This window comes from Polymorphobacter sp. PAMC 29334 (assembly GCF_019431245.1).
In the GTDB taxonomy this organism is placed as follows: domain Bacteria; phylum Pseudomonadota; class Alphaproteobacteria; order Sphingomonadales; family Sphingomonadaceae; genus Polymorphobacter_B; species Polymorphobacter_B megasporae.
This window is the reverse complement of the sequence record NZ_CP080243.1, coordinates 1838077-1852878: the sequence shown is the minus strand read 5'-3', so window position 1 is coordinate 1852878 and position 14802 is coordinate 1838077. Positions and strand designations below refer to the sequence as shown.

Annotated in this window: 19 protein-coding genes; 3 read left to right on the top strand and 16 right to left on the bottom strand. The window is 69.1% G+C overall.

Annotated elements, in window-relative coordinates; all coding sequences use genetic code 11:
- Nucleotides 1-10 precede the first annotated feature (10 nt).
- From KZX46_RS12645 to KZX46_RS12585, 13 genes are all read right to left on the bottom strand, one after another.
- A complete protein-coding gene (locus KZX46_RS12645) occupies nt 11-403 on the bottom strand; it encodes a DUF3168 domain-containing protein (RefSeq protein ID WP_219774296.1) in 393 nt (130 codons plus the stop codon).
- Nucleotides 400-621 (bottom strand): hypothetical protein, encoded by a 222-nt coding sequence (locus tag KZX46_RS12640; protein ID WP_216710826.1) that lies wholly within the window; start codon nt 619-621, stop codon nt 400-402. The genes KZX46_RS12645 and KZX46_RS12640 overlap by 4 nt, the downstream gene beginning before the upstream one ends.
- Complete coding sequence (locus KZX46_RS12635; RefSeq protein ID WP_216710827.1) at nt 618-950, bottom strand: head-tail adaptor protein; 333 nt, start codon at nt 948-950, stop codon at nt 618-620. The genes KZX46_RS12640 and KZX46_RS12635 overlap by 4 nt, the downstream gene beginning before the upstream one ends.
- A gap of 10 nt (nt 951-960) precedes the next feature.
- Nucleotides 961-1485 carry a phage head-tail connector protein gene (locus KZX46_RS12630; RefSeq protein WP_219776987.1) on the bottom strand — a complete coding sequence of 175 codons (525 nt, stop codon included), beginning with the start codon at nt 1483-1485 and terminating at the stop codon, nt 961-963.
- The gene (locus KZX46_RS12625; RefSeq protein ID WP_226895930.1) at nt 1485-1772 is read right to left on the bottom strand and encodes a hypothetical protein; all 288 of its coding nucleotides are present in this window, start codon (nt 1770-1772) and stop codon (nt 1485-1487) included. Before KZX46_RS12625 ends, KZX46_RS12630 begins: the two co-directional genes overlap by 1 nt.
- A gap of 51 nt (nt 1773-1823) precedes the next feature.
- On the bottom strand, nt 1824-2189 hold the full coding sequence (locus KZX46_RS12620; protein ID WP_219774295.1) for a hypothetical protein: 366 nt from the start codon (nt 2187-2189) through the stop codon (nt 1824-1826).
- Between the two features lie 32 nt (nt 2190-2221).
- Nucleotides 2222-3445 (bottom strand): hypothetical protein, encoded by a 1224-nt coding sequence (locus KZX46_RS12615; RefSeq protein WP_219774294.1) that lies wholly within the window; start codon nt 3443-3445, stop codon nt 2222-2224.
- Between the two features lie 15 nt (nt 3446-3460).
- Nucleotides 3461-5419: a hypothetical protein gene (locus KZX46_RS12610; protein ID WP_219774293.1), complete on the bottom strand. Its 1959-nt coding sequence runs from the start codon at nt 5417-5419 to the stop codon at nt 3461-3463.
- Between the two features lie 95 nt (nt 5420-5514).
- On the bottom strand, nt 5515-6663 hold the full coding sequence (locus KZX46_RS12605) for a phage major capsid protein (RefSeq protein WP_219774292.1): 1149 nt from the start codon (nt 6661-6663) through the stop codon (nt 5515-5517).
- Complete coding sequence (locus KZX46_RS12600) at nt 6660-7106, bottom strand: HK97 family phage prohead protease (protein WP_226895929.1); 447 nt, start codon at nt 7104-7106, stop codon at nt 6660-6662. Before KZX46_RS12600 ends, KZX46_RS12605 begins: the two co-directional genes overlap by 4 nt.
- A complete protein-coding gene (locus tag KZX46_RS12595; RefSeq protein WP_216710833.1) occupies nt 7103-7405 on the bottom strand; it encodes a DUF6127 family protein in 303 nt (100 codons plus the stop codon). Before KZX46_RS12595 ends, KZX46_RS12600 begins: the two co-directional genes overlap by 4 nt.
- Nucleotides 7402-8571 (bottom strand): phage portal protein, encoded by a 1170-nt coding sequence (locus KZX46_RS12590; RefSeq protein ID WP_219774290.1) that lies wholly within the window; start codon nt 8569-8571, stop codon nt 7402-7404. Before KZX46_RS12590 ends, KZX46_RS12595 begins: the two co-directional genes overlap by 4 nt.
- Before the next feature lie 149 nt (nt 8572-8720).
- Entirely contained in the window at nt 8721-10034 is a 1314-nt protein-coding gene (locus KZX46_RS12585; RefSeq protein ID WP_219774289.1) for a DNA-packaging protein, read from the bottom strand.
- Nucleotides 10035-10121: 87 nt separating this feature from the next.
- Here KZX46_RS12585 and KZX46_RS12580 point away from each other — a divergent pair, with 87 nt between their 5' ends.
- On the top strand, nt 10122-10553 hold the full coding sequence (locus KZX46_RS12580) for a DUF4174 domain-containing protein (RefSeq protein ID WP_219774288.1): 432 nt from the start codon (nt 10122-10124) through the stop codon (nt 10551-10553).
- A gap of 84 nt (nt 10554-10637) precedes the next feature.
- Here the strand turns inward: KZX46_RS12580 and KZX46_RS22910 are convergent, their stop codons facing one another.
- The 3 genes from KZX46_RS22910 to KZX46_RS12565 all read right to left on the bottom strand — a co-directional run bounded on the left by KZX46_RS22910 (nt 10638) and on the right by KZX46_RS12565 (nt 13081).
- The gene (locus KZX46_RS22910) at nt 10638-11501 is read right to left on the bottom strand and encodes a PEPxxWA-CTERM sorting domain-containing protein (protein WP_226895928.1); all 864 of its coding nucleotides are present in this window, start codon (nt 11499-11501) and stop codon (nt 10638-10640) included.
- 190 nt (nt 11502-11691) lie between these two features.
- Nucleotides 11692-12276, bottom strand: coding sequence for a hypothetical protein (locus tag KZX46_RS12570; RefSeq protein WP_219774287.1), 585 nt, complete (start codon nt 12274-12276; stop codon nt 11692-11694).
- A gap of 256 nt (nt 12277-12532) precedes the next feature.
- The gene (locus KZX46_RS12565; protein WP_226895927.1) at nt 12533-13081 is read right to left on the bottom strand and encodes a DUF6456 domain-containing protein; all 549 of its coding nucleotides are present in this window, start codon (nt 13079-13081) and stop codon (nt 12533-12535) included.
- Nucleotides 13082-13183: 102 nt separating this feature from the next.
- On the opposite strand from KZX46_RS12565, the gene KZX46_RS12560 reads away from it, so the two are divergent.
- Together KZX46_RS12560 and moaA are read left to right on the top strand one after the other, a co-directional pair.
- Entirely contained in the window at nt 13184-13747 is a 564-nt protein-coding gene (locus KZX46_RS12560; RefSeq protein ID WP_216710838.1) for a helix-turn-helix domain-containing protein, read from the top strand.
- 48 nt (nt 13748-13795) lie between these two features.
- Nucleotides 13796-14794 carry a GTP 3',8-cyclase MoaA gene (gene moaA / locus KZX46_RS12555; RefSeq protein WP_219776984.1) on the top strand — a complete coding sequence of 333 codons (999 nt, stop codon included), beginning with the start codon at nt 13796-13798 and terminating at the stop codon, nt 14792-14794.
- Nucleotides 14795-14802 lie beyond the last annotated feature (8 nt).

Here is a 14802-nt window from a genome sequence, read left to right as displayed (position 1 = left end):
ATGTGTCTCCTTAAAGTTGTTCGGTGCGGATGCGGAAGTCGATCGCCGCCTGCGTCCAGCCACCGGGGTCCTTGACGAAAACGGTGCGGACGAAGGCGACGCCGGCGATGCGGGTGGCGTCGCGGCTGCCCGCCAGCGCGCGGACCGCGGTTTCGGCGGCGGCGGCGAGCACCTTGACCCGCGCGGTGCCGGGGCGGTCGTCCCACAAGGCGAGGCGAACCGCATGCTCGTGCCCAGTGCCGGTCTGGTGGCTCCAGTCGGCCATGCTGTCGGCGCCGACGGTGAGGTACGGCGCGATCGCATCGGGGGCGACGCCGTCGAACACCCCGGTGAGCGTCGCAAGGCCCGGTGCGCCCCGCAAAGCGGCGACGATCAGCGACTGGACGGCAAGGCTCGCGCTCATCGCGTCCTCCGGGTGAACAGCGCCAGCCACGGGTCGCGCGCGGCGTGGCGGCTGCCCCACGCGCGGGCGAACAGATGCGGCGCGGTCAGGCGGATGCCGTTCGGGTCGATCGAGGCGACGACGCCGGGAAGTTCGGTGACGGCGCGGTCGAGCAGGATCGCGCGGACCTGCGCCTCGGCGATTGCGGCGAGCTGGTCGAGCAGGGTCGCGGCGATCATGTCCGGTCCTCGACGAGCAGCGTCAGCCGGTCGGGGGTGCGCGGATCGGGCTCGACGCGGAGGACGACGAGGATGCGATCGCGCCAGCGGAAGCGGCTCGTCACCCCGGCGCCCGAACCGACGCGCAGCGTGAGGCGGTAGCGCGAGCGGGTGATCCGGCGCTCGCCGACGATGCTGCTGGTGGCGACGACGTCGGTCGGCACGAGCGCGGCCCATGCTGAGCCGGCGGAGCTCCACGCCCCCGCGTCGCCGCCGCTGTCGTCGGGCGCGGGGGTCCAATGCTCGATCGCGACGCTGTCGCGGAGCGAGCCGGTGAATTCGGCGATCATGTCTTTCTCCTCAGCCGAGCCGGAGGCGGCGCCACGGCCGCCACAAGGCAGCGACGGCGGCGGGTGGTCCGCCCGCGTCGGGGGCGTCGCGGTGCGCGTGGAAGTGCGAGACGAGGCGGACGATCCCCAGCCGCAACGGCTCGGGGATGCCGTTCCAGTCGGCGGCGAGCCCCGCCCGGTAGCGGACGGTGACGCGCAATGCGCCGCGCGGGTCGATGACGCGGATCCAGCCGTTGCCCGACAGGTCGATATCGCTCTCGTACGCCGGGCCGGTGGTTGCCCCGCCGACCGCGTCGACGCCGGTGATCGCGACGCACGGCGCGGTCTTGAGGCGTTGCCACGTCGGGGTGATCAATGCGGTCTCGGCGACGTCGCGGACGATCAGCGCCTGGCCGGTGAACGCCTCGGCGAGTCCGCTCGCGGCGCGGATGAAGCCGGCGATCAGCGCGTCCTCGCTCGACCCGTCGACGCGGAGAAACGCCTTCGCTTCCTCGATCGCGACCGGAGCGACGACGGGCGGCAGGATGTCGCCCATCACCGGACCTCGATGCGGACGGCGAGCGCGCGTTCGTCGGCGCGGCCGTCGGTCAGGACGATGCGGTTGGCGATGCGGTAGACGTGCCCCGGCACCCCGCCGTCGAGCGTCGCGCCGGTGCGGGTGGGCGCGGTGACGGTGCTACCGACGGCGACGCCGCCCGGCTCGTCGGGAGTGACGTGCCAGTCGCTCGCCGCGATCGTCGCGCCGTTGAGAACGTTGATCGACCAGTCGACGGCATAGTCGAGCCGCGCGGCCGGATCCTTCAGGAAGATCCCCACGGTCATGTCTCCATCGATGAGAGGCTTCCCTCCCCGACGGGGAGGGAAGAAGCAGGATCAGACCGGCTGGTTGATCTCGATCTGCCAGCTGGCGAGGCTCACCGTGCCGCCCGCAACGAGTGCCTGCGCCGGGCAGGTCGTGACGTAGAGCAACGTCGCACTGACCGGATCGAGCAGCGCGATATGGTCGGCGGTGCCGGGCGCGATGACCGACAGGCCCGACTTGGCGGCGATCGTCACCTTGCGCCCGGAGATATCGCCGGCGGCGAGGGTGAAGTCGGCGGTGGTCAGCGCGGCTTCGGACAGGCGGCCGGTATCGGCGGCGGCGTAGGTCGCGGGCTGGCCGCTGACCGCGATCATGCGGGTGGCGGTGCGGACGACGGCGAGCGCGCCGTCGAGAACCTGGGTGCTCGAGAACTTCATGCGGATATCCTTTTGGCGAAGTGGTGGAGAACTCAGTCGGCGGTGACGATCTCGAGCCGGAAGTCGCCGGAGACGATCAGCGTCCGCTCGGACGGCGCGGCGCTGCCGGGCAACATTATCGGCAGCGTGCGGTCGGTGACGGCGTTGCGGCAGTTGCCGGGGGCGAGCGCGGCGGGCGCGATGACGCCGATGACGACAACACTCGCGGCGGTGACGGACCGGGCGTTGCCGGGAGCGAGGGGCCCGGCCCAGGCGGCGACGCTGCTTATGGCGCGTGTCATCATCGTCACCGACGCGGCGGCCAGAACTGCCGCCCAGCCAGTTGCCGACGGACTCGCGCGCGTCGTCACCGCGGTCGACACCGGGACGACCGCGATCGCGATCCCCAGCGCGGTCACCGACGCGAGGCTGGCCTCGCGCGCAGCGGCGGGGACGAGCGCGACGGCGACCGTGACGTCGTTCTGTACCGCGCCGGTGGCGAACAAGAGCGGGCGGGCAACGCCGCGTTGGTCGACGTCGATGTTTGCCGACAACAACGTCCGGCCGATCAGCGGCGAACCGGCGAGCGGCTTGTAATCGCCACCGCCGGTGTTCGCCGGGTCGTAGCGCGCTCCCGCGATGTCGGTGCCCGACTTGTCGAGCGTGTATTTCGGGTCGGCTGCGACACCGGTGTCGATGGTATAGTTGGGCGTGTTGAGACCCTCGAACTCGTGGAGGAACTCGGGGTTGATGTTGCCGCGCAGGATGACGTTGTCGGTCATGCCGACGCCGTACAGCGCCGACCAGCCGCGGATCGCGTTCGGCCGATAGCCGTGCTGGCGGACCTCGGTCGCGAACCACGCCCAGTGGACGGTGCCGTCGGTGATGTCGGCCGCGGTCCCACTCGGCCCGCTCGTCGTCGCGGTCGTCCCCGCGGTGATGCAGTGGTAGACGTTGCCGCCGGTCGTCAGTTCGGCGCCGACGCCCTTCGCCTTGTTGCGCGAGGTCGCAAGGTCGAAACCATAAAGCGAGGTCCCGCCACGCTGCGAGGCGACATAACCGTCGTTGTAGAAGTCGCATTTAATCGCGTGCTGGTCGTAGGCGTTGTTCGCGACCCGATTGCAGAACATGATGTTGCTGTCGGTGTCGTTCGCCGCGATCGTGCCGAGGTTGAGGTCGTCGTACAGCCAGTTGACCCGGTCCCCGGCGAGCGTATTTCCCTCGACGATCGAATAGGTCGCGACGACGGTGTTATTCTCGCCGGCAACGGTGAACATCGCCGCCGATGCGCCTTAACTCTCGCAGACATTATTGGCGAAGACTTGTCGATTGAACACGCTGTAGGTCGTTCCGAGCGCGGTCGCGCCGGCATTGGCATTGACGGTGAATCCGATCGCCCAGACCGGCGCGCTTTTGACGTAGCGGAAGTCGTTGCCCGCGATGATGATGTCCTGGGTCGCGCCGAGCGGGTCGACGGTCGACCCCGGTGCCGCCGTTCCGCCGCCGCTCGATCCCGGCAGCCGGGCGCAGTTGAGCACGGTGATCCCGGCGATGCCGCTGACGACTTCCGCGTTTCGGCAGAGTTGACCTGAGAAATAGCTGCCGAGCTTCCAAAACCGCAGGTTCGTCCAGAAAGCGTTCGTCGCGTTACCGAAAATCTGGACGGTGTTGGACTCGAAACCGACCGCGCCGCGGACCTCGACATTGTCGAGCCAGCCGTACGTAGTCGCGTTGAACGGAACCGCCGCGGTCGCGCCGACGACGGTCATGTTGCGAAACTGGCATCGCGTCGACCGCGTGCTGCCCCCCGCCCCCTGTGCGACGACGACGTTGACGCGCGGGTTGGCGTCGGCGGGGTCGCCTTCGACGATCTCCCACGTATAGTTCGTCGTGATGCCGCTGGCGACGGCGGTCGCGCCGAGACCGGCGTAGCTGCCCGCCTTGACGCGGATGACCATGCCGTCGGTCGCGCCGATCGCACTCGCCACCTGGCCGTTGCGCGCGGCGACGATGCGGTTCTGGATTTTGAGTGCGTTGCGCGCGGTGGTGTATGCATCGGCGCAGGTGCCGTTCGCGGCGGTCAGGGCGTTGGCGCTGACGGTGACGATGTTGTTGTTCGAGGTGCCGCCGCCCTGAAGCGCGATCGTCGCCACGGCGGCGGTGGTCGAGACGGCCCATGTCGACCCGCTGCCGGAGATCACGGTGCAGCCCGCGGTAACGCCGACGCCGCTGATCTTGGTGCCGATCGCGACCGCGCCCGAGGTCGTCGTCGCAACCGTCAGGACATTCGACGCGATCGAGCCGGTCCCGACCCAGGTGTTCGGCTGGACATAGACGTAGAGGACCGGCAGCCACGTCCCGTTCGGATCATAGGCGATAACGAACGGGGTCTGCGCCGCGGGGGCCATCCCAGCGGTCGTCAGGCTCGCCATCGACAGGGTACCGGTCGACGCCACCGCCGCGAACGCGGTGTCGGTCGTATCGCTCGCGCGCGCTGTGCCGATCCACGGGAAGGCCTTGAAATCGCAGCGAATCAGCCCCTCGGTCAGCGCCGCCGGGGTCGCGGTGCCGCCGTCGATCGTGACGCGGTAGACGCGGGCCGGAACCCCTGTGCCGCCCGCCCCGTATTTCGGCGAGGACGTCAGCGAGGTCGCCCAGCCGGTCGCGGTGTTGATGCCGTCGGTGGCGGTGAACTTGACTCCAGCGATCGGCGCGAAGCCCTTGGGATGGTGCGAGAAAGCGACGACCTCGAGGTCGATCGCGCGGCTGTTCGAGATATGCTGGTACGGCACGTCTGCCCAGCGCACGATCGGCGACGGCGCGGCGATCGTCGAGTTGTTGGTCACGGCAATTGTCGCCGCCGCTTCTCCCGTCCGCCAGCCCGCCAGCGCGGTCAGCGTCAGCCCGGTATCGGTCGCGTAGACGTGCTGCGACAGCGCGATGCGGATCCTAATTTGGCCGCCGCCGAGACTGGCCTCGTCGGGGGTCTTGGCCGATCGCGCGCCTGCCGCGGTCGCTTGGACCGGTAACCGCAGCGGCTTGGTCGCGATCAGACTGCGCGTGGCCGAGACGGCGATTGCGACGCCGCCGCTCAGCGCAAAGCCCGGGGCGGTGGTCGTCACGACGAGCCGCGGCGTGCCGTTCGGATCGAGCAGATATTGCGAGAAGTCACCCGCGGCGCTCGGGCCACCGGTTAGCGTCACGAGCAGCACCCAGCCGTTCGCCTCGATCGAGGCGGAAATGATCGCCATCGGCACGGCTCCTTGTAAATGTCCTGAAACAAAGGCGCCGCACGGAGGGATCGAACCCCCGCGCGGCGCGGTCGCGGCTCAGCCTGGCTGGAGCGTCAGGCGGCGGCGAACTTGAGCAGCTTGATCGCCTCCGAGTTGATCACCGCCCCGCCGACGCGGCGGCTGGCGTAGAATTGGACGTAGGGCTTGTTGCTGTACGGATCGCGGAGCAGGCCCGTCGTATTGCGCTCGGTGATCAGATAGCCCGCCTTGAAGTTGCCGAAGGCGATCGACAGACTGTCGGCGGCGATGTCGGGCATCGCCTCCGCGTCGATCACCGGATAGCCGAGGAGCGTCGCCGGCTGTTCGGCCGACAGCGACGGCTGCCAGATGAACGCCCCGGTGTTGTCCTTCATCTTGCGGACGCGGGCGAGCGTCGTCGAATTCATCACGAAGACCGCGCCCTGGCGATACGGCGGGCGCAGCGCGTGGACGAGGTCGATGATCCGGTCCTGCGGGTTGGTCGCGGCGAAATTGCCCGCGACGCCGGTCGGCAGATACTGGAGCGTCGCGAACGGCCGCGTCGTGTCGTCGGCGGCGGTGGCGGGGTAGCTGAGATAGCCCTTGGGCTGCGCGACGCCGGACCCGGTGACGAAGGCGACGCTCTCGGCGCGGGCGAACTCGGTCGAGATTTCGCTCGCGAGCCACGTCTCGACGTCGAACATCGCGTCGTCGAGCATCGCCTGGCTCGCCGACGGGTTGGCGTACAGCTCGCCCATCGGCGGCACGACTTCGACGAAGTTCGGGGTCCCCGTCGACGGCCGTGCCGCGACCTCGCCCGCCCAGCCCGAGGCGACGCCGCCGACCGCGATCAGCTTGCGGTAGTTCGCCGAGCCGACCTGGACGACCGAGGCGATTCCGCGGATCGGCGAGATCGTCTTCAACGTATCGTCGATGACGGTGTCGATCTCGTTCGGCACCGCGACTCCGCCGTCACCGGGGACGCCGATCGACAGCGACTTCAATTCGGGTGCGCCGGCGTCGAGGCCCTTGCGGAGGTAGCGATCGGTGAACGCGGCGCGCGCGGGATCGGCCTTGGTGCCGGTCAGTGCGCTGCTGAGTGCGGGCCGGGTGAGGCGCGCGCTGAGTTTGTCGATGTCGCTGCGCAGCGCGGCGATTTCGGGATCGGGCACGACCGCGGCGACGGCAGTGAAGCTCGCGTCGAGCGGATCGGCCTTGGTCTCGTAGCTGGTTGTGAAGGTCATGCGAGGTTCTCCTGGTTGGAAAGCGTGCCGGTGCGCGCGGCGGGGGAAATTGCGTGCACACGCGCAAGGCGCTGCATCGGGAAGGTGACGAGGCTGACCTCGATCAGCTCGAGGTCGGTGAGGATGCGGCCGCCGCGCGTCGGGCGGCTGGCGCGGACGCGGTAGCCGAACGACAGGCCGGTCAGTGCGCGAGCGGCCAGCAGCGCGAGCGCATCGCGCCCGGTTCGCGTGTCCTCGACGCTGGCGATGATCCGCAGGCCCCGCGCATCCTCGGCAATGCGGTCGACAAGGCCGATCGGGGTGTTCGCATCGTGCTGCCACAGCAATGGCACGCTCGACCCGATCGCCCGGGCAAACGCACCGCGCTCGACGACGTCCCCCCCGGCATCGGGCACGCCGAAGACACTCGCGTATCCAGCGAGGCGGGTCAGCGGGGCGCTCACCGGAACATCATCCCCGTCATCCCGAGCTTCGCCGCGATCCCCACGAGCAGTGCTGCGACCAGTGCGCGTGCCGCCCATGTCACCACCGCCGACACTGCCGAGCGCTTGGCGTCGCGCCAGCCTTGGATCAGCTGGCGGAGTTCGACGATGTCGGCGACGGCGCGGTCGTCGTGGAGGCAGATGCTCGCCAGCGCGCGCGCCGCCCCGGCCTCGCTGGCCTCCTCGATCAGCGCGCGCAGGGTGACGAGGTCGGCCCCCTGCCCTTCGGCTTGTGCGATCAGTCCAGCGAGCATCGTCATGGCCGTGCCTCCAATCCCAGAAGTGAACGTTTCTCGTCGTCGGTGAGGAAATTCGCCGCCGACACCTGGCTCCACAGCCGCTCGCGGTCGGCCGACAGCGCCGGGATCGCGTCGCGGTCGACGGTCAGGCCCAGCCCCGGCCACCAGTCGCCGAGGTAGGTCGCGATCGAGCCGAGGATGCGCGACGTCAGCGGCAGCAGCGTCAGCCGCCACAGCGCGATGTTCGCCTCGCGGTAATTGGCGAAGGCGTTGTCGCCCGACAGGCCGAGCAGCATCGGCGGCACCCCGAACGCCAGCGCGATCTCGCGGCTGGCGGTGTCGCGGGTGCGAGCGAAGTCCATCTCGGCGGGGGTCATCGACAGGGCCTGCCATTTGAGCCCGCCGTCGAGCAGCATCGGCCGCCCGGCGTTCATCGCCCCGGCGAACCCCGCCTCCATCTCGGCCTTCAACCGGTCGAACTGCTCCGCCGACAGCGTCGCGCCGTCGCCGGGATCGTAGACCAGCGCTCCCGACGGCCGCGCGGCATTGTCGAGCAGCGCCTTGTTCCACGTGCTCGCGGCGTTGTGCGTCTCGACCGCCGCCGCCGACGCGCCGAGGCAGCCGAGGCCGTAATGGTCGTCGAGCGGATGGAAGCTGCGAATATGGAGCAGCCCCGGCCGCCCCTCCTGCGACCCCGCGCCGACCGTCACCGCCGGGAAGCGCTGGAGCGTCGTGCCCGCGCGGTACAGGTAGCCGACCGGCCAGCCGCTCGCGTCGGGCTCGACCGTGACCCGCTCGGGGCGCAGCGAATACAGCGCGACCGGCAGCCCCTTCGCGCCGAGCCCGACCTCGATATACGCATTGCCGTGGAGCAGCAGGTTCGCCGCGACGGTCTCGATCAGGTGCGGCCCCGGCTCGCCACCGTCGAGCAGCGCGATCGCCGGATGCCCGGGCGGTGAGCTCAGCACGGGAGCCCCCGCCGCGCCCTCGGCGACGATCCGCACCGCGCGCTGGGCGATCGGGTTGCGGACATAGGCGTCGCGGGCGAGCGCCTCGTACGACCGCGTCGCGCCGAGATTGGTGCCCCAGCTCGCCCGCGACAGTTCGGGGAAGATTCCCGGCGGGCGTGCGGGGGCCGGACGCGACTGGGCGGACCGCGACTTGCGGCCGAAGGGATTGAGATTCATATGGTTCTCCCTTTTTGCTTCCCTCCCCTTCAGGGGAGGGGTCGGGGGTGGGGCAGTCGCCGCGAGCACCGAGCGTGTGGCTGCCCCACCCCCGGGCCGGCGCAAGCGCGCCGTCTCTCGCCCCTCCCCTGAAGGGGAGGGGCGGTAAGTCAGAGGCTGCGCACGCTCGGCATCCTCGGAGATTTGCCGAGCAGCAGCTCGCTCACCGCCCACACCAATGCATCCGCCCGGTCGGGCGAGCGCCCCGGCCCCGCATAACCGCCGCCGGTCATCAACCCGCACAATTCGTCCTCGAGCTCGGGAAATGCGCCTGCGTGGTGGACCTTGCCCTGGACGTACAGCACCGACACCGGCTCGGCGCGGGCGACCTTGCCGCGCGCGGCGTGGACCGGCTTGATCGGCAGCGTCTTGTCGACCATCCGCAGCACCGATGCGACCATCTCGCCGCCGTTGTTGACCTCGGCGACGATCAGGTCGGCGGTGAAATCGTCCGCCGCCGCGACGACCGCGCGCGCCCACACCTCGGGCGCCGCATGCTCGACCGAGCGGTCGGCAATCACATAGCCGTGGCCGTCCGCCCCCAAAGCGACGACGACGATGCCGCACGCGTCGCCGGTCTGCGACGCCGGCGGGTCGACCGCGATCACCGTCCGCGTCAGCCGCGGCACGATCCCGACACGGCACGCCTCGATCCCGCCGCGCGTCCATAGCGCGCCGTCGAGGTCGTCGATGATCTCGCCCTGCAGTTCCTGCCGCCCGAGCCGCGTCCCGCCATAGTCGCGCATCACTCCGTCAAGGAACGACGGCGCGAGGTTGGCGCGGTTGTCGACCGTCCGCCCGCGCGTCACGACGACCCCGGGGGTCCCCGCAGCCATCGTCTTGAGCCACGGCAGCGGGCGCGGCGTCGTCGTCAGCAGCAGCCGCGGCGACGCTCCCAGCCGCAGCGCCAGCCGGAGATTGCTCAGCGCATCGGCGGCACGGTCCCACTTCGCCGCCTCGTCGCCCCATGCGAAGTGGAACGACGGCCCGCGCAGCGAGTCGGGCTCGGCCGCGCCGAACAACGATGCGGTCGATCCGTTCTTCCACGTCAGCAGCCGCCGCGCCGGCTCGAACTTCGGCCGCCGCCGTGCCACTGCGAGCACCCCGGCATCGCCCTCGACCATTACGGCGCGCGCATCGTTGAGCGTCGCCCCGACCAATGCGATCCGCGCGCCCTTGACCGAGCGTGCGCAGGCGTCGACCCACGCCGCCCCCGCCCATGTCTTGCCGAAGCCGCGCCCGGCGAGGATCAGCCATGTCGTCCAGTCACCGCCGGGCGGCAGCTGCCCCGAGTGGGCGATAAGATGCGGTGCCGAACCCAGCGCGACGAGCTGCTCGATCGGGAGGCGCTCGATCGACTTGGCGGCGTCGACGGGGTCCTGTTCGATAAACTGCCGCCACGGCGATCGGAGATCGTCGGTCATTCCGCGCTCCTTTCAGGATTGGATGCGCCGGTGCCGCTGCGGCGAAACCGGCAGAACAAGTCGTGTCGCTCGCGCGTTGTGTGGAGCATGAAACAGCCGATTGCCGTTGCCGCGCCACTCGCCGCCTCCCTGCTCGGAGCCGCGTTGCTCGGCGCTTCGATGCCGGCCGATGCCGCGTCGGTCGCGGCACTTCGCGACCAGCGCCGCGTTCTCATTGTCGCCGCGCCTGCCGATAGTGATCCGCAACTCGCGCTACAGCGCCGCGCGCTCGCTGGTTGGCAGCAGGGCGCGGTCGATCGCGATATCAGCGTGGTCGAGGTGGTTGGGACGTCGGTGACCGGAGCCGACGACACCGCGAGTGCGCTCGAGCGACGCTATGCGCTGCCGTCCGGGCGGTTCGCGGTGGTGCTGATCGGGAAGGATGGGCATGTCGCGATGCGATCGGCCAAGCCGGTGCCTGCGGCGATGCTCGAAGCGACGATCGACGCGATGCCGATGCGCCGTGCGGGGCAGCGGTAAACGCTAAGCTCTGAGTGGTAAGTTCTGAATGGTGAACGGTGAGGTTGGTGAGCGCGGACCGTCATTCCATCACCGTCGTCCCCGTTAGGCAACTACCCCCTGCCCCCGCATGCGCATCGCGCCCCCGACAAACCCGAAGCCCGCCACCAACAGCACCCACGCCGCCGGTTCCGGCACGCCTCCCGCAACCGCGGTATTGCCGAACCCGGCCTCGGGGGTGATCGTGAAATCGGCCGCCGTCAGTCCGAAGCTCGCCAGCGTGTCGGCGTCGAGTGAAATCGTCGGGTCGATCAGCAGCGAGGCGTGCGCCCCGGCCCCGGCGTTGAGGCTGAAGACTGACTCCATCGTGTAACTGAGTGTGATCGGCGTCCCGAACGGCACAGCGCCGCACGGCCCGGTGGTGCAGATGTACGGATTGAACTGCGCAAGGTCGGTAAACAGCGACGTGTGATATGCGGTCCGCCCGCACTGTGCCCCGACGCCACTGTCGCAATTCACCTCGAAGACGCTTCCGCCGCGGCCTTGCGCGACGGATGCATCTAGATTCGAGCCAAACACCTTCGACGCCGCGAGCGTGATATGCCCGGTCGCCTCGCCGATTTTGACGTGCGACGGGTGGAGCCCGAGGTTGACGAAGAACGCCTGCGCCGCCGCCGTCGTCGGCTGGATCGCGACGTCGAACTGATAAAGATCCTCGATGAAGAAGCCGATCGGGCCACCTTGGACCGCGGTGATCGACAGCGACGGCGACGGCGTGACGCCAAAGCCGAGCGTGACGACGCTGCCGTCGGTGTACGTCTCGACATGCGTGCCGAGCGCCTGGTTGACCGTCCGCGTGTATGCCTGCGGATAATGCTGGACCTCGTAGCGCGTCGAATACGCCGCCGCCGGGGCGCTTGCGCCGAGTATCGCCGCGAGCGCGACGATCGATTTCACTGCAAGGCCCATATAGCGCTCCCGTTGCGAACCCCCAGTGTCCGCATGGGCGTCGTGGCGGGTCGAGGGCGCGGCGTCGATTGCCTATAGAGGCAGGTCTGGGAGAGGGGTTGGGTTGCAGCAACGTGGCATTCGTTGCGCCTTCCCCCTTACTCTCGTGATCCCCGCGCAGGCGGGGATCACGAAAAGAGAGTGGCCGCCTTTAAGCCGCACCCTGCTCCAGTGTATTCTGCTCCAACGCACCCTGCTCGATCGCACGCTGTCTGATCGCGCCCTGCTCGACCGCGCTTTGCTCGATCGTCCGCGGCCGGATCGCGATCGCTGCGAGGAACGCCTCGCGGGTCATCAGCTCGATCGGCTCGGGCGCGTCGGCGGCGTGCCCGGCATATTTCTCCCACAGCAGCGCCACGAGGAATTTGAACGCGAGTGGATCGTTGAAGACGCGGTAGATGTCGACGACCTTGCCCTGGTAGATCGTCCGCCGTTTGACCCCGTTCAGCAGCCGCTTGAACAACGCCTTCTCGAGCTTGACCGGGTCGACCGCGAGCGCGGGCACGCGACCGAGCGCGGTGTCCCACGCGACGGCGAAATCGGGGTGGTGATCGCGCGCCCGGCGGAAGGCGAAGCGCGACGCCCCGGCACGGTCGGCCGCGACGCTGACTGCGCCGCAATCGCGCAACGCGGCGATGAAAAGGTCGCGCCGGTCGGCGTCGATCACCGGGCCGACGCGGCGCGCGACCGGGGTCTCCCGCGCTGTATCTTGCGAGCTTATTACCGGCTGCTTCATCGATCTTCCCTTCGGGTAAAACGCAAAACGCCCACCGGGTTGCCGGTGGGCGGAGTTTTGCAGCATTCCTGAAGACTACACTTCAGCGGTTCGCTTGTCAAGATGTTTTTACCTGTAGGGTTTGTTTCCTACAACCTGTAGGGTTTGTTTCCTACAGGTTGTAGGACTGTTGCGGCGCTATCTTCGTGCGACTGCTGCCTTTCTGCCCCCCGCTACCCTCTCAGCGTCGCCGGGCGAGACGGAGCGGACACTGCCATCACCGCAGCTGATAATGATCCCCCAGCCGGTCGAGTGCGAGGAGGAGTACGACCTTCCCCGCGCGCGCCGGCCAGCCGAGCGCCTTCTCGACCGTCTCGAGCCCGTCGCCGCTGCACACCACCCGCCACAACACGTCGGACAGCCCCCCGCCGACAGCGGTCACCGCCGACTCGAAGCGCGCCTTCGCCGCGATCTGCGCGCTCGACGCGTCGAGCATGTCGGGCGCGCCGCGCGCGCCGCGCGACGATGCCCCGGCGTCCCAGCTCATCGTCGTCCGCGGCGCGAGGCTCGCGCGCATGAAGTCGCCGCGCAGTTTTTCGCCCGCCTCGAACTGGCGCGCGGTGACCATGCCGCGGCGGACGAGCCAGCCGAGCGGCGATTCGGCGAGGTTGACGGTCACCCGCGCGCGGTCGACGATCGCCGACGGCGGTAATCGCGCTTCGGCGAACAGGCGGTTCGGGCCGGGCGCAGGAAGCTGCGACATCGTCCCCAAAGCCTTGGGAGGACGAACCGGCTTGGCGACTTGGCGGCGGGCGGGCTTCGGCATGACATTCTCCCTGCAGCGAGTACGGCGACTCGGGCGAATCAGTCTTGCCATAGCCGTTCATCTGTAGGACAGAGGCAAACCCTACAGGTTCAGGAGATACTCGTGATCACCCGTATCCGCGAGGTCCGCAAAGCCAAGCGCATGACCCTCCACGAAGTCGCCGCCGCGTGCGAGCCGCCGACGACGGCGCAGACGATCGGCCGCCTCGAAACCGGCATGCGAACCGTATCGGTCGGCTGGCTCAACCGTATCGCCGCCGCGCTTGGGGTTGCAGCCGCCGATCTGGTCACGTTGCCCGACCGCGTCGACGTCCCCGTCACCGCCGTCCTCACCGCCGAGGGCGCGATCCCGCCGCGCCGCGCGACCGCGCTGCTGCCCCCCGCGCCGCAGGGCGATTACGTCGGGATGATCGTCGAGATCGCGCAGGGCGATTACCGCAACGGCGATTCGGTCTGGCTCGAAAAGCTCGCGGCGAAGGATTTCGCGTCCGCGCTCAACCGCGACATCCTCGTGCCGCGCGCCGCCGGGCGCTTCGCCTTCGGGCGGCTGGTTGGGACCGAGGGCAAGAAGCTCCAGCTCCTCCCGCTCGAGCCCGGCGCGCGCCAGCTCGTCGTCGGTGATGCGGCATGGATCGGCGTCGTGCGGATACTCGTGCGCGCGCTGTAATCGCGCAGCAGACTGGACTTAACCCTAACCCAAGCCCACTTGGTGCGGATGCTCCCGCTGATCGACCCCTTCGGCCGAACCGTCGACTATCTCCGCATCTCGGTCACCGACCGCTGCGACTTCCGCTGCGTCTATTGCATGTCTGAAAACATGACGTTTTTGCCGAAAAGCGAGGTGCTCAGCCTCGAGGAAATCGACCGGATCGCCACCGCATTCGTCCGTCGCGGCACCCGCAAACTGCGCCTCACCGGCGGCGAGCCGCTCGTCCGCCGCGGTGTCGTCGACCTCATCGCGAGGCTGTCTCGCCACGTCGCCAGCGGTGACCTCGACGAGATCACGCTAACCACCAACGGCTCACAATTACGCAAGTTCGCCAGCGACTTGTTCGCCGCCGGGGTGCGCCGGATCAACGTCAGCCTCGACACATTGGACCCCGCGAAATTCGCCCGGATCACTCGCTGGGGACGCCTTGAGCAGGTCCTCGACGGCATCGCCGCGGCGAAGGAAGCGGGGCTCCACGTCAAGATCAACATGGTCGCGCTGAAGGGTTTGAACGACGACGAAATCGACACGATGTTGGCATGGACCGCCGCCAACGGGCACGACCTCGTCCTCATCGAGACGATGCCGCTCGGTGCGATCGACGAGGACCGCGCCGACCGGTACCTGCCCTTGAAGGCGGTCCGCCGCGACCTCGAAACCCGCCACACGCTGATCGACCTGATCGACCAGACCGGCGGCCCGGCTCGCTACGTCCGCATCGTCGAGACCGGGCAACGCCTTGGTTTCATTACCCCGCTGACGCATAATTTCTGCGAGGGCTGCAACCGCGTCCGCCTCACCGCGACCGGGCAACTGTTCCTTTGCCTCGGTCAGGACGACGCCGCCGACCTTCGCGCGGTGTTGCGGGCGACCGAAGATAACACCGTCCTCGACGCCGCGCTCGACGAGGCGATCTCGCGCAAGCCGAAGGGCCATGATTTCGTCATCGACCGCACCGCCCGCGCCCCCGCCGTCGCCCGCCACATGAGCGTCACCGGCGGATGATCTCGCGG